At 57.1% G+C, this 13,159-nt stretch carries 12 protein-coding genes, 1 other RNA gene and 2 pseudogenes; 5 read left to right on the forward strand and 10 right to left on the reverse strand.

The annotated features are described in order from the left end of the window. Nucleotides 1–100 precede the first annotated feature (100 nt). Nucleotides 101–313: a FitA-like ribbon-helix-helix domain-containing protein gene (locus AC1RME_RS27640; RefSeq protein WP_096818767.1), complete on the forward strand. Its 213-nt coding sequence runs from the start codon at nucleotides 101–103 to the stop codon at nucleotides 311–313. Nucleotides 314–482: 169 nt separating this feature from the next. Here AC1RME_RS27640 and AC1RME_RS27645 read toward each other — a convergent pair whose 3' ends face one another. Both AC1RME_RS27645 and AC1RME_RS27650 read right to left on the reverse strand, forming a co-directional pair. Further along, the gene (locus tag AC1RME_RS27645; RefSeq protein WP_371858302.1) at nucleotides 483–1,346 is read right to left on the reverse strand and encodes a methyl-accepting chemotaxis protein; all 864 of its coding nucleotides are present in this window, start codon (nucleotides 1,344–1,346) and stop codon (nucleotides 483–485) included. After that, a pseudogene (locus AC1RME_RS27650) lies at nucleotides 1,341–2,402 on the reverse strand (methyl-accepting chemotaxis protein); the annotation flags it as partial. The pseudogene AC1RME_RS27650 and the gene AC1RME_RS27645, both read right to left, overlap by 6 nt. 253 nt (nucleotides 2,403–2,655) lie before the next feature. On the opposite strand from AC1RME_RS27650, the gene pmrG reads away from it, so the two are divergent. Together pmrG and AC1RME_RS27660 are read left to right on the forward strand one after the other, a co-directional pair. Continuing rightward, nucleotides 2,656–3,327, forward strand: a complete 672-nt coding sequence (gene pmrG / locus AC1RME_RS27655; protein WP_096818773.1) for a lipopolysaccharide core heptose(II)-phosphate phosphatase PmrG — start codon at nucleotides 2,656–2,658, stop codon at nucleotides 3,325–3,327. Next, nucleotides 3,324–4,145, forward strand: a complete 822-nt coding sequence (locus AC1RME_RS27660) for a phosphatase PAP2 family protein (protein ID WP_096818775.1) — start codon at nucleotides 3,324–3,326, stop codon at nucleotides 4,143–4,145. The genes pmrG and AC1RME_RS27660 overlap by 4 nt, the downstream gene beginning before the upstream one ends. A gap of 64 nt (nucleotides 4,146–4,209) precedes the next feature. Here the strand turns inward: AC1RME_RS27660 and AC1RME_RS27665 are convergent, their stop codons facing one another. Together AC1RME_RS27665 and rimJ are read right to left on the reverse strand one after the other, a co-directional pair. Beyond that, nucleotides 4,210–5,685, reverse strand: coding sequence for an ArnT family glycosyltransferase (locus AC1RME_RS27665; protein ID WP_493092009.1), 1,476 nt, complete (start codon nucleotides 5,683–5,685; stop codon nucleotides 4,210–4,212). Between the two features lie 30 nt (nucleotides 5,686–5,715). After that, nucleotides 5,716–6,303 carry a ribosomal protein S5-alanine N-acetyltransferase gene (rimJ, locus tag AC1RME_RS27670; protein WP_096818778.1) on the reverse strand — a complete coding sequence of 196 codons (588 nt, stop codon included), beginning with the start codon at nucleotides 6,301–6,303 and terminating at the stop codon, nucleotides 5,716–5,718. Between the two features lie 156 nt (nucleotides 6,304–6,459). On the opposite strand from rimJ, the gene AC1RME_RS27675 reads away from it, so the two are divergent. Beyond that, nucleotides 6,460–7,038, forward strand: a complete 579-nt coding sequence (locus AC1RME_RS27675) for a GNAT family N-acetyltransferase (protein ID WP_096818780.1) — start codon at nucleotides 6,460–6,462, stop codon at nucleotides 7,036–7,038. A gap of 138 nt (nucleotides 7,039–7,176) precedes the next feature. Here AC1RME_RS27675 and AC1RME_RS27680 read toward each other — a convergent pair whose 3' ends face one another. Next, the gene (locus tag AC1RME_RS27680) at nucleotides 7,177–7,533 is read right to left on the reverse strand and encodes a DUF6124 family protein (RefSeq protein ID WP_096818781.1); all 357 of its coding nucleotides are present in this window, start codon (nucleotides 7,531–7,533) and stop codon (nucleotides 7,177–7,179) included. Between the two features lie 251 nt (nucleotides 7,534–7,784). Between AC1RME_RS27680 and AC1RME_RS27685 the strand changes: the two genes are divergently transcribed. Further along, a complete protein-coding gene (locus tag AC1RME_RS27685; RefSeq protein ID WP_493092011.1) occupies nucleotides 7,785–9,647 on the forward strand; it encodes a hypothetical protein in 1,863 nt (620 codons plus the stop codon). 73 nt (nucleotides 9,648–9,720) lie between these two features. Here AC1RME_RS27685 and AC1RME_RS27690 read toward each other — a convergent pair. From AC1RME_RS27690 to AC1RME_RS27710, 5 genes and pseudogenes are all read right to left on the reverse strand, one after another. Next, nucleotides 9,721–10,113, reverse strand: a pseudogene (locus tag AC1RME_RS27690) (isochorismatase family protein); the annotation flags it as partial. 211 nt (nucleotides 10,114–10,324) lie between these two features. Next, on the reverse strand, nucleotides 10,325–10,897 hold the full coding sequence (locus AC1RME_RS27695; RefSeq protein WP_141401758.1) for a poly(ADP-ribose) polymerase family protein: 573 nt from the start codon (nucleotides 10,895–10,897) through the stop codon (nucleotides 10,325–10,327). 874 nt (nucleotides 10,898–11,771) lie between these two features. Continuing rightward, nucleotides 11,772–12,254, reverse strand: a complete 483-nt coding sequence (locus AC1RME_RS27700; protein WP_096818787.1) for an isochorismatase family protein — start codon at nucleotides 12,252–12,254, stop codon at nucleotides 11,772–11,774. A gap of 67 nt (nucleotides 12,255–12,321) precedes the next feature. Beyond that, nucleotides 12,322–12,711, reverse strand: a transfer-messenger RNA (tmRNA) gene (gene ssrA, locus AC1RME_RS27705). A 96-nt stretch (nucleotides 12,712–12,807) separates the two neighbouring features. Continuing rightward, nucleotides 12,808–13,086 carry a PA2433 domain-containing protein gene (locus AC1RME_RS27710; RefSeq protein ID WP_096818788.1) on the reverse strand — a complete coding sequence of 93 codons (279 nt, stop codon included), beginning with the start codon at nucleotides 13,084–13,086 and terminating at the stop codon, nucleotides 12,808–12,810. Nucleotides 13,087–13,159 lie beyond the last annotated feature (73 nt).

The raw sequence follows: 13,159 nt of genomic DNA on the forward strand, positions 1-13,159 counted from the left end.
GGCAAGACGCGATCTCCATCCCTTCGTTACAACCTGAAACCTTGCATCAAACGCTGCGTGCTAGCTTCGATGCTTCAGGGGCCAATACGTTGGAGGGATTGTGGCGAGTTTAATCATCAGGAATGTTGACTATCAGCTCTATAAAAAGCTGGAGGCCACGGCAAGATTCAATGGTCGTTCGATTGAGGAGCAGGCGTGTGTGATGTTGCGCAATGCGCTGGAGCAGAATCAATCTACCGGTGGCTTGGGAACTCGAATCCACGAACGGTTTAGACGTTTTGACGGGGTTGAATTGGAGTTGCCTTTACGCTGATACGGCACGGTTTTTTTTGCAGGACCTATCTTCATAGGCAGTTACATCGCAATCGCGGGCAAGCCCGCTCCCACAGGTAAAGAGTCGAACACAGTATCTGTGCACGCCTCAGAACCTTGTGGGAGCGGGCTTGCCCGCGATTGAATTTCGCTTCAGCGCTGACTGTAGGTCAGACGCGGAAGTGGCTAACCATCTGCTGCAACTGCCCACCCAACCGTGCCAGTTCAACGCTGGACTTGGCGGTCTCATCACTCGCCGCCGCCGTCTGTTCCGACACGTCACGGACGTTGATGATGCTGCGGCTGATTTCTTCGGCCACGGCGCTTTGCTGTTCGGCGGCTGCGGCGATCTGTTGGTTCATCGACTGGATATTCGACACCGTGCGGGTGATGTTTTCCAGGGACGAACCGGCCTTGCGGGTCAGGGCGACGCTGCTGTCGGTCAGGGCGCGGCTGTTGTTCATCACGGCGGAAACCTGTTGCGTGCCGTTCTGCAGACCGGCCACCAGGCCTTCGATTTCTTCGGTGGATTTCTGGGTGCGCTGAGCCAGACCACGGACTTCGTCGGCGACCACGGCAAAACCACGACCGGCTTCACCGGCACGGGCGGCTTCGATGGCGGCGTTGAGGGCCAGCAGGTTGGTCTGTTCGGCCACGGCCTTGATCACGTCCATGACGCTGCCGATCTTGTCGCTTTCCTGTTGCAGCACGCTCATGGCTTCGGTGGAACGCACCACTTCGCTGGCCAGACGCTCGATCTGGGCGATGGCTTCGTTCACCACCTTGTCGCCTTCGCGGGCTTCGCCGTCAGCGGCGGCCGCGGCTTGCGAGGCTTCTTCGGCGTTGCGCGCGACTTCCTGCACGGTGGCAGTCATCTCGTGCATGGCGGTGGCCACCTGATCGGTCTCGATCTTCTGGCTGTTGACGCCGGCGCTGGTCTGTTCGGTGACGGCCGACAATTCTTCGGCGGCGCTGGCGATCTGGGTCACGCCGTCGCGGATGCCGCTGATCAGGTCGCGCAGGGTTACGCCCATGCGCGCGATGCCTTGTTGCAGCACGCCGAGTTCATCGCGGCGGGTGACGATCACGTTGTGGCTCAGGTCGCCGCTGGCGATGCGTTCCACCACGGCCATGGTTTCCTGCAGCGGACGGGTGATCTGGCGGGTGATGATGAAGGCAGCGATGACGCCCACCAGCAAGGCCAGCAGGGTGCTGATCAGTTGCAGGGTGCGGGCCTGAGCGCTTTCCATGTCACGACGGTCTAGCTGGATCTGATACATCTGCTCGCTCAGGGTCACGATGGTGGCGCCCTGATCGGTCATTTCCTTGCGTGCCTGCACCGCATCGGTGTTGGCATTCTTGTAAGCCTGCAACGCGCTGCGGTAGTTGGTCAGCGCGGTTTCCAGCTGACGCAGGGCGTCTTGCTGGGTGTCGGCGAAATGCGCGTTCAGTTGCTTGAGGCTGGCGATGGCCACGTCCAACTGACCGACGGCTTTCTGCTCGGTCTCGGCGTTGGTGGTGGCGGTGTAGCCGCGCACTTCGTAGCGCGCCAGGATGAAGGCTTCCTTGGCGGCGGTAATGGCCTGGAACTGCTCGAAACGCTGTTCACTCATGGCCATCTGCTGGACGCGGGTGCTGATCGATTCGATCAGGTCGTACGCGGTCTCGGCATTGACGCTCATGGTGTCGCGCGCCGTGTTACCGGTGCGGTAGGCGTTGCGCATCTTGTTCAGGGACGTCTGGTATTCGGCGATGGTCGCCGCCTGCGCCTTGAGCAACTTGACGTTTTCCGGGCTCTTGAATTTGCCGATCAGCGCCTGCTGTTGCGCAGCGAAACCGTCGAGGGTGGTCTGCACGTTCTGCGCGGCGGTTTCGTCGCCGTTGGTCAGCATGTATTGCAGGCGCACCACGCGCAGCTTGGTCAGGCCAGAGTTGAGCTGGGTGATGTCGCTCATCCAGTTGCTGCGGTCAATCAGGCCGCCCAGGCTGGTCCAGCCCGTCAGGGCCAGAATGCAGGTCAGGGCCAGGACGAGACCGAATCCCAGCCCCAGTTTGAGGTTCACGCTGATGTTGCCGAACCAGCTATTCATCACAATTCCTCCAGAAACGTTGTGCTTCTTGATCGTCGGTTAGGCTGGAAGATTGTTGTTTTTTTGAGCCAGCAAGGGTGTTAGCAGGACTGTATCGGCCGCAAATCCTGGAGCTGAAAGGATTTTGTCCGACGGAATTTGTAACAAGGGATCCCAAGACTTTTTTCACATGACTTTCACCGGCCGCCCACGGGGGCGTCTGTACCTTCGCCGCATCAAATGACAGTGATATAGGCTGGCGAGGCGAATTTTTGTGGAATTGAGACTGAGTCTGTTCGGCGTCAAACGCTCGATCGATCTGAGTGGTTTGGCCCGCTTTCGAAACGCCGGGGTTGTTCTGGCCGTGTCGGCACTGGTGATTCCGCTGACCCTGTGGCTGCTCGCCCCGGCGGCGGTGCCTGACCTCGCCCACGGCAATGTCGCCGGCGCGCAGGCGTTGGCGACCGGCTGGGCCAAGGGCGACATGATCGTGCTGGTGCGCCATGTCGAGCGCTGCGATCACTCCCCGGCGCCGTGCCTGAGCGGCAATGACGGCATCACCGACCGTTCGCGCAGTGTCGCGGTTGCTGTCGGTGCGCAATTCGAGCGCCTGGGCCTGAACAACGCCGACATCTATAACAGCCCGATGACCCGCACCGTGCAGACCGCCGGTTACATGTTCAACCGGGCGACGGCCGGCGAAGACTGGCTGATCAGTTGCAAGGGCCGCATGTTGCAGGACGCGCTCGCGCACAAGGTCCCAGGGCGTAACCTGATTCTGGTTACCCACAGCGAGTGCATGGCGCAGCTGGAAAAAGACCTCAAGGTGCCGGCCTCGACCCTCGGTTATGGTTCTTCGCTGTTCGTTTCCGCTGCCAGCCTGGCGGCTCCAAAGATGCTCGGCTTCATCGAGGCCTCTGACTGGCGTACGGTGACCACCCGATGACTTCTCGCTTTTACGCTTACAACTTCGGCATCCCGCTGTTTTGTGCGGCGCTGGTGTTCCTGATGTTCGACATGACGAACATCGACATCGCCTTCAGCAACCTGCTGTTCGATCCGCTGACCCATACCTTCCCGCTCGACAAGATTCACTTCTTTGAAAAGCTGACCCACAAGTGGGCGCGGATCATCCCGAACTGGACCGCTGAAATCGCGCTGGTCGGCGCGATGCTGTCGGTGGTCTGGCCGTTGGTCAATCCGCAGAAGCGTCCGCGTCTCGGCGGATTTCTGGAGCGCTGCAAAGTGGCTCCGGTGCTGCGTTTTGCTGCTGACCATCGCCGGGATTTTCTGTTTGTGGTGGTGGCCTTCGCGGTGTGTACCGGCGTTATTCACTTCCTCAAGGCCCACACCAGCGTTTATTGCCCGATCGAGACGACGCTGTACGGCGGCAAAATGGCTCACATCGAGTGGTACAGCAATTTCCAGCTGTTCCATGAAGCCGGTGACGGTCGTTGCTGGCCGGGTGGGCATGCGTCCGGCGGGTTCACCATGCTGGCGCTGTATTTTGTCGCGCGTCGTTATCAGTGGCGCTTCTCCAGCGCCTTGTTGTGGGGCTCGCTGTTGCTCGGTTTCGTCTACGGCACGACGCGGGTTCTGCAGGGCTGGCACTACATGTCCCACACGTTCTGGGCCGGTATCTTCGTCTGGCTGGCGTGTTTGCTGACGGCGCTGGCGTTTTATGGACGGGCTCGTCTGGAGTTGCCGGTGTTGAGCAAGCGTGAGCGACAGGTGTTCAGTACACAGCCTGAGGTTTCTCTCTGAAGCGTCGCCACTGAAATGAAAAACCCGCCATCATCGGCGGGTTTTTCGTTTGTGCGTCACGGCATTAATAGCCTACGAAGTAGTACGCCTGGCGCCCGACCATCATGGTCTTGAGCACTTTCAGCGGGGCGGCGGGTTCGCTATCCCCTGACATCACCGCGATGTTCGAAGGCGAGGCACTGAGGAAATCCTTCAATTGCGCATCGGTATCCAGCCCCTTGAGGACGCTCTGGGTATAGAACACGCTGGCGCCGCCGACCCGTTCGTTGGCCTGGAACAGCGCGACCTGATGGCCGCTGGCTTGCAGCGACTGGATGTGTTCGGTCAGTGGCAGGAACGACAATTCCTTGTCTGCGTTTGGCAGTGCCCATTGCGCGGCACCGAGGTAGCTGGCGATCACCACGGTCAGGATACCGGCCGCTAATGCCTGACGATGACGGGCGATCCATCCGACAAAACCGCTGTTACGCTCCTTCAGCCTTTCGAACAGTACGGCTGCATATTCGGCCGCGATCACCGCCGCCGCCGGCGTCATCGACATCAGGTACACCGTGCGCTTGCTTGAGGCCAGGGTCAGCATGATGAACTGCGCAACGATCCACAGGCTGAAAAACAGCAGGTAACGATTGGCCTTCAATTGTTTACGGAAGTGCCACAGCCCCAGGTACACCAGAATGTTCCAGGGCAGGAACGCTTCGGGCAGTTTGGCGATGTAGTAGTAAAACGGCTCATAGTGCCCGGCTTCGACGAACGATCCGCTGAAACGCCCGAGACTGTTGGTCAGCAAGACTTCTCTGACTGCCTGGGCGCCGCCGTGCTGATAGAGCACCGCGAGCCAGATCAGCAGCGGAATCAGCCCGAGCGCTGTCAGCAAACCGGGACGCAACCACTCGGTCAGTTTGAAGCGCTTGTCCATCAGGTTGTCGGCCAGCAGGTAAGCGAAAATCACCACCCCCGGCATCGCCAGACCGAGTACACCTTTACTGAGCGTGGCGATGGCAATCCCGACGGCAAACAGCAACGAATTGCCTATCGTCGATGCTCGTTGCGCCTGGAAGAACGCCAGCAGCGCCGTGGTCACGCCGAGTGCGAGCAACGCATCCTCGCCGACCCCGCGCACGTTGCTCCAGTAACTGGCCATGGTCGCCAGCAGAATGCCCGCTGTCCACGCGATCGCTTTCGGCCGTTCGAAGCGCCGCAGCATGCCGTACAACAGCATCACGCTGAGCAGGCCAGCCACCGCCGATGCCAGTCGCACCGCCCACGGAGAAACACCGAACACGCGCATGGCGCCGGCGTCCAGCCACAGACTCAGCGGCGGTTTTTCCAGAAACGGTTCGCCGAACAGACGGGGCGTCACCCAGTCATCGTCCAGGTGCATCTCCATGGCGATGCCGGCGACGCGGGCCTCGGTGGAGCCTTGCAATTGATGGTTACCCAGCGCGAAGAAAAACAGCAGGGCGGCAAGCAGGAACAGTGAAGTGGCGGCACGCGACGACATAGGTTTCAGATAACCGGAAGGGGCGAGAGGCGTGAGCATACTTCGCCAATGCTTAACAAATTGTGAAACTCACGCAAGACGTCGCGACCAGCGCTGATCCGGTGCTTCGAATGCCGGATTGACCAGCGCCGTCAGCACATGATCCTGCCAGCGCCCGGCAATGTTCAGATACGCCTTGGCATAACCCTCGCGCTCGAAACCCAGCCGTTCCAGTAACCGTGCGCTGCGCTCGTTGCCGGGAATGTAGTTGGCCATGATCCGGTGCAGGTTCTGGGTCTCGAACATGTAGGCGATCGCGGATTCCAGCGCTTCCTGCATCAGGCCCTGGCCTTGATGGGCTGCATCGATGTGATAACCCAGATAACACGCCTGGAACGCACCCCGAATGATCCCGCTGAAATTGCAGGCGCCGATCATTTGTTGGCCGTTCGGAGTCAGCAGCGCGAGATGCACGGCCAGCCCTGCATCGAAAGCGCTGGCCTGTATTTCAAGGCGTCGGCGGATCTGTTCGGTGGAGAAATAATCGGTGGTGCGGATTGGTGACCACGGCGCGAGATGGCGCAGGTTGCGTTGGTAGAAATCGCTTTCCAGAGGCGCCTGATCCGGGTCGAGCACCGCGAGCGTCAGGCGTTGGCAGGGCAGGGTCAACAGCGGCATCGGACGCTCCGGGTCTCGGGATTGATCAACAGAATTGCCCGGCAGGCAGGAAATTACAAATCGCGGGTGGTTTGATTCGTTCTATAAATTTGCGCCGTTCGCTGCACAGTCAGGTATGGGCTCGCCATGTGCGAAGGCGTTTTCAAGGAGGATGAGATGGAGTTTGCGTTAATGGCGGGGGGCGAGTCACTGCGTGTCAGATCCCCGGATCCGGCGTTGTACCTTGCGTTTCAGCGAGCGCTGAACGTCAGTTACCCGGAGCATTCGGAGTTTTTGTCCTGGGCCCGTGCGCACACGACCGAGGAGCAGGCGCTGGAGTTTTTGCTCAAGGCTCGTGTTGAGTTCGACAGCGAAACCGGCGAGCGCAGGTTTTTCATCGTTGCTGCCGACGGGGCGGCGATCATCGGCTGCATCGGTTTGAAGCCGCGGGGACGTCATCGTTACGTCGTTGGTTATTGGGCCAACACCGAACTCTCGGGAAAGGGGTATCTGCGTGCCGCGCTGACTCAAGTGCTGGGCCGATTTCCCGATGCCACGTTTTACCTGACTACGTCTTCCGCCAACCTGCGCAGTCAGCACCTGGCAGTAGCGGCTGGCTTCGCGTTGATCAGGGTTCATCCTCAGGCCCGGCATTCGGAGCAACACGGCGTTCAGGACACGTATGTGTATCGCTTCGCCGCCACATCCCGGGCAAAAAAAAGCCCGCAGGAGAGCGGGCGAACCGTAGTTTCTTGAATGAGCGAGCGGACTGTACAGCTTTGGCGGTGGAGGGGCTGTGAAGAAAAATTCATGTCCCGACTCACCCCCGGACAAGGCTGCAACAGAACAGGGCAGCAAGCGTTTATCGTGGGTTGATGCGCCCGCGTTGTGATGTCAGTGGCAGCGAATCGGCTTGGTTTCGGCGGGCAAATACTGCGGGCCAAGCTTGCTCAAGGCGCTGTCGACCAGCATCTCCGCCAACCCGGCCAACTGATGCATCGCGACTGCCCGGGCGCGCTGTGCTTCATCCGGGCGGTGGATGAAATCCTGCGCAATGGCGTTGAGCGAGGCGAGGTTCTGGCTGGCGTGGGTCAACAGGGTGAGCAAGTCGACATCAGGCCGCACGCTGAAGATCTGGTTGACCTGTACGAGCCGGGAACTGCGTCTGCTGGTGTTGTCCGTGCGAACGGCAGTGTCTGATCGATCGGTAATCGTCGGGCTCTCGACAGAATTCGGGGTGTCTTTTTTCATGACCGGGCTCCATGTGATGGGTGATCCTTGCGCTTCGGCGGGTCTGTGCCGTTCACCTGAGTGCAGCGAAGTCCGGAGGGTAACCGTGGGGAACGGGGAGCACCAGTTCATGAAAGTCGACGCGTGTTGAGGGAAATTTCCTAGGACTCGTTATGTGGGAGGCGGGGGCCACTGGTTAGCGAGGACCATGCCACAATGCGCGTTCTAAAGCCTATGTGACACGTCCATGAGAGGCGTATCAGAGAGAAAAAATGATGCGTTCAACAAAAAAAAGACACGGGCGCTTCATTGCCGCGCTTTTGCTGTCATCCAGTATTTCTTTCTTCATGGCGCCCCTGATTCAAGCCCAGACTCGAGCGACAGACGCGGCAGGGCTGATGCGAGAAGCCCAGAGCCTGAACCGCGAAGGATTGCTGGCGGAGGCTACGGTTTCTGCCCAAGCGGCCATAGAGGCCGGTCGCAAAGGTGGTGCCCTCGATTTTACGGAACTTGACGCGGGGGCATTGCTCGTTGATTTGCTATACAAGCAGGCCCGATACGACGAATCTCGTAGCGCTGCTGAAGAGCAGATCGCGTACTGGGAGAAGCAAGCTGCTGCCAACGGGGCATCGGGCAGGCGCGACCCCCGAGTAACAGACAGGCTGGGTCGGGCAATCGAAGCGAGCATGATGGCGGGTGAAAGAGCAGAAGTTGCACGACTTCAAGCAAAGTTGTTCGCCATCGCAAGTCCCGATCCCGGTTTATGGACTTTGTCCCGGGATGAGCAGCGCTTGCGATACGATTTGGCTGATTTCTCAATGCCCCTCATTCTGGGGCAGTGGAAGTTGACCAGGTTCGAGCCAGCCACCAAGCGCGATTTCGCCTCCCGTTTACTGTTCACACAGGAATTGGCGAACGGCCGCCTCAACGCTGAGATCTCTTTGTCCTATGACGAAGCTCAGCGCAAGTTGAGCGCCGCCGAGCGACAGGAATCGCTGGATGCTTTCCATAAGCGGCACTTACCGAGTGCACTGGAAGTGACAATGCCCGATCTCTCTTTCGATGGCCTGGCATCCTTCAAGCGGGGAGATCAAACGGAATGTGAGGAGAAGGAGTGCATCAAAGTTTATTGGCTGACGTTGCGGGGCGACTGGCGCATGGATATCGATGTTACGTTCGGATCGGGAGACGAGATTCAAGCGGCTGAACAAATACGCCAATTGCTCGCAGCATTGCAGTGGCGTAGTGCGCCGCCGCTGTTTCGTGAGCGGCCGATGGCCCAGCAGATCCGAGATATCGAATCGTCCGCCACGCTTCCTGATGGCGCGGCCAAAGCTGCCGAATTGGCCGAGCAGGCACTCCCCGATGCGTATTTTTCTGACGAAATTGCGCGGATGCACACCTACATCGGTCTGTCCCAATATCAGCGCGGAAACCTTGACGCTGCCCGTCATTCGTTGGGTTTGGCTGTACCAGCCTGGGAAAGTGCCTTCAAGAATGAAATCCTCTATCGCAGTGCGCTGGACTACTCCGCGGACATTGCCTATAGACAGGGACGAGGTCAGGAGGCCGTCTCCCTGAACCGTAAGCTTATTGAGTGGCAGAAAAGCGATGCGACTCTGGGATGGACAGTACCGAAGGAAGAAAATGCTTTCGTCAATCGACGTCAAGGCATGCATTTACCCTTGCGCGTAGGTGACTACCGTTTGCGTCCCGACACCCAAAACCGGTTCTTTTACGAAAATCTGCAAACGGGTGCCCAACTCGGCCTCACTGTAGGCGTGCCGCAGTCATCAGACCAGGAGCTGGAGTCGACGCTGCGCGCCTTCATGTCGAAAAACCTGGGCCTGCAAGCAGAAGGTATTCACAAGACAACATTCTCTCCCAAGTCCGCCATCCATGATGACTCCCCGCCCACCGGCCACAAGTGGGAATTCGATGTGAGGGCATTGCCGGATGGCCAGGGCTTTTCCAGCGTAAACCCTGTCATTGGCGGCCCGTACGAAACACCGACGAAAATGGCGTTCTGGATTGTGGAGCGTAACGGGCAACGATCGTTGTTGCGGGCACCTCTCACGGATAATCGTCGATCCAGAGTTGCAGCAGATCAAATTGCGCAAGCGCTATCGTGGTAGGCGTGAGGGCAGTGAAAAACAGGGGGGGCGTGTTGGCGCTACCCCTGTTGGAGGGCTTTAAGGCTGGCAGGGTCTAAAGCTCGCTGGGTTTGAGTGTGTGCTTGAAGTGATGTTTCCACAGTTGTATGCCCAGTTCTCCCGAGCGATCCAGCGAAGAACCTACCGTCAGATCCGTGAGCAACGTCGGCTGCAACCCGGCATCGAACAATGCAAATCCGGCGGCGAGGCAACAGGTCTCGGTCTGCAGACCACAGACCAGCACGCGATCCAGATTCAGGCTTTTCAGATAATCGTTCGTGTCCGGCGACGGCGCATAACCGTGTTTGATGAAAATACGATTCGCCTCGATCAGGCTGTCATTGTCCGGCGCAGGGTGCCAGCCGAGTTGTCGCTGGAAAGGCGTGCGGTTTTCGTCGTGACGTTCGACGGTGGCGACGCTGGGCAGCGTGCCAATGAGCGACCGGATGGATGGATAGGCTCGATGATTACTGTAGGGTTTGGAAATGAATGCGACAGATATTGGAATGTGATTAACAAATCAAGGGCACCAGCATGACGTAACTGGGCGTTAGGTGATTGACCCTGTGATAACGTCCAAAAAGATATAGTGTGCTGACGGTTCGATAGCCGGAATATATCCGGCTATTTAAGTGAACCTGTAAGTTGTTTGGGGGTGATTATAATTTGAAGTGTGAAGGAAGGCTGTTTCTTCGCTTTCTACCTGGCGGGGTGGTCCAGGTTGGATTGGAAGGCTCTTCTTGAGTTTCATAAGTTGGAACCGGCTCGTTGATTATGTCTTCAATTGCTTCTGATGTTCGAAATAAAGATAAAGCTGGATAGGCTGGGATTCTAAATACTATCTCGGTTGTTTGTGCGATAACTGCTGCGGGTGTCCCAACGTTTGTGCTCATTCCGCCGTACTCAAAGTGTAGCGGTGAAATCATTGCCCTGAAATTTCTAGCATAAACACGCATTAATACAGGAGCTTCTCCTTCTCCTTCGAAATCTAGTGCCAGGTTTTTTGTTTTAGCAACATAAAAACCTATTCCCCTGGCAAGTCCCATGGATGAGCCAGCATAATGCGGATCAAGCCCCCAGGCATCCATGCTTCTCATGCTAGCAGTACTTGTGCCGTGATAGCCGACAAAAACATATCCAGCGTTCACCATGGCGAGATGTGCAACTCCTACATCCCCCTGCGTTGGAGTATTCATAAGGCGTTGGTTAAGTTGTTGCGTTAGTGGGATCATTGTACTCACCAGTTTTAATGAAGCGGATGGGTATTGGTTCTACTCAGATTTATACCTGAATATTTGATCGTGTTATTTTGATTTGGTAGTTGATCTATATTTGAAGTGCTCATGGTTATTTTAGCTCGCGTAATTGCCTAAGACAGCCTCCAACAAGTCCATCATGGACGGCTCATTGGTTTTCGAGTGGTAAAATGGCCGTGATGGCTGCTATCGCCAGGTATCAGCGACCGGTAGTCTGATCTGCGGTGCATGCCTATCGAACCTGGATTTCCTTTTTGCACCAAATGCGGCGGATAACGCTCCTTGTCCATGCGTAACTCCTTGTATGTTGTATGGCTTGAGCGCCAAGTATACGAGACGAAGCGAGGAGGAAAGAAAGCATAGCTTTTGATCATGCTATGGAGATTAGCAGGGTATTCATGAGCTGCTGGAGATCGATACCAGCCTTACGTAAAAGATTGCTTTGGGTAAGAGCCTACCGAAAGGTCACAAGCGAATGGGTTTGCACGTGCGCGCAATCGTGCAGCCAAAATCGAAAAGTTTCTAGAAGCGACTTCGGCGTTTGCGCTTATGCATTGCAGTTTCCTTTTTCCTCATAGTGATGTGGCTATCGATCTTAGATTGGAATGAGCCGGGGGGCCCTGAAGGAAATGCTGTGGGAAAAGGGGACAGATTTATTTTGAAGGAAATCAATCTCTCCCCTTTTTAATTTGGCATCGAGTGTCTTTTTCATGACAACGCTCTATGGTTTCAGGCTCCCGGCGAATTCCTTTGGTAAACCATCTGCCGGCTTGCAGCGGAGCGCGAAGACTAGCGCTCGGAAGCATCTTGAACCAGTACATGAAAGTCGACGCGTGCTGCGGGAAGTTACCTAGGACACCAGCAGGCAGGAGCGAAGTTCACTCGACGTCAGCGTGTGCTTGAAGTGATGTTCCCATAATCGCACACCCAGCCCACCCGAACGATCCAGCGATGAACCTACCGTCAGATCCGTGAGCAACGTCGGTTGTAAACCGGCATCGAACAGCGCAAATCCAGCGGCGAGGCAACAGGTCTCGGTCTGCAGACCACAAACCAGCACACGATCAAGATTCAGGTTTTTCAAATAATCGATCGTGTCCGGCGACGGCGCATAACCGTATTTGATGAAAATGCGATCCGCAGCGATCAGGCTGTCATCGTCCGGCGCGGGGTGCCAGCCGAGCTGTCGCTGGAAAGGCGTGCGGCTTTCGTCGTGACGTTCGACCGTGGCGACGCTGGGCAGTGTGCCGATGAGCGACCGGATGCCTTCGACCAGCCATGGCGGCGGGGAAAAGCAGGGTTGTACGTCGATGATCAGTAGTGCCTGGCGCATGGGCTCTCCGGATATGAATCCCCAGATGCGACAAAGCCCGCACTTGGCGGGCCTTGTCGTTGAGAGTTGGTGGAGCCGGGGGGATTTGAACCCCCGTCCGCCAGTACTCCGCTGTCGGTACTACATGCGTAGCCGTGTCTATTAAGTTAACCCTCAGCGACCCGACGGGCAGGGTGCTTTGGGCGAGTTGTGTAAGTTTTAGCCGCTTCGTCCACAACGTACTGCACGGCGATTCTGTTCTATATGACAATCATTTTGGGTTTACAGACATCCCCTGATGATTGCTGGACCCGAAGGTACCAGGAGTGCATGTCAGCTGCAATTAAGCAGCGAGAGCAGCACCGTATTGGTCGTCATTGGCAACTATAAGTAGTTGCAACAGTGGATTTACGACTTCTGTTACCAAGTCGGCATGCACCTAAAGTTTCGCAACCGGCGTCGAATCCTAAACGGCCCCGAGCCTGATGCTCTGTACATCTCGAAGAGCAGCAAGCCTGTGCAGTGTACGCCAATCGACCGTCAAGGCCAACCCGAAGGTTGGCCGCGGCTTCGATCAATTGTTGGTGCCACTGGATTTTCGGATTTCCAGAATGGTTTGCTGGGTTTCTGCAACGCAATCGTCGATCTTGCCCTGGGCCTTGAGCGCCTGTGCCTTCTGCACGCTGGCTTCGGCTCGCTGACTCAATTCGGGCGACGATGACAGCTGCCCCTTGGCATTGTTGATGGTCTGGATATTGGTATCGCAAAGGCTGGCAGGCTTGTCAGCGGCAAACGAAGCAGACGCCATCATCGAGGCAGTAACGAACAGACCTAACAGTACAGAACGTTTCATATGAATCTCCTTGAACTGAGGATCCAGACTTCGCTGGCCGTCAGGACGGGCAACCGAATGGAGGAAAAGCCCC

This window comes from Pseudomonas sp. GW822-FHT03F08 (assembly GCF_058801265.1).

Coding starts and splice junctions, on each gene's coding strand:
- AC1RME_RS27675 (WP_096818780.1), top strand. CDS start 6,460: ATGGAGTTTGCGTTAATGGCGGGGGGCGAGTCACTGCGTGTCAGATCC.
- rimJ (WP_096818778.1), bottom strand. CDS start 6,303: ATGCCGCTGTTGACCCTGCCCTGCCAACGCCTGACGCTCGCGGTGCTC.
- AC1RME_RS27695 (WP_141401758.1), bottom strand. CDS start 10,897: ATGATCCCACTAACGCAACAACTTAACCAACGCCTTATGAATACTCCA.
- AC1RME_RS27645 (WP_371858302.1), bottom strand. CDS start 1,346: ATGGGCGTAACCCTGCGCGACCTGATCAGCGGCATCCGCGACGGCGTG.
- AC1RME_RS27710 (WP_096818788.1), bottom strand. CDS start 13,086: ATGAAACGTTCTGTACTGTTAGGTCTGTTCGTTACTGCCTCGATGATG.
- AC1RME_RS27700 (WP_096818787.1), bottom strand. CDS start 12,254: ATGCGCCAGGCACTACTGATCATCGACGTACAACCCTGCTTTTCCCCG.
- AC1RME_RS27660 (WP_096818775.1), top strand. CDS start 3,324: ATGACTTCTCGCTTTTACGCTTACAACTTCGGCATCCCGCTGTTTTGT.
- AC1RME_RS27665 (WP_493092009.1), bottom strand. CDS start 5,685: ATGCTCACGCCTCTCGCCCCTTCCGGTTATCTGAAACCTATGTCGTCG.
- AC1RME_RS27685 (WP_493092011.1), top strand. CDS start 7,785: ATGATGCGTTCAACAAAAAAAAGACACGGGCGCTTCATTGCCGCGCTT.
- AC1RME_RS27680 (WP_096818781.1), bottom strand. CDS start 7,533: ATGAAAAAAGACACCCCGAATTCTGTCGAGAGCCCGACGATTACCGAT.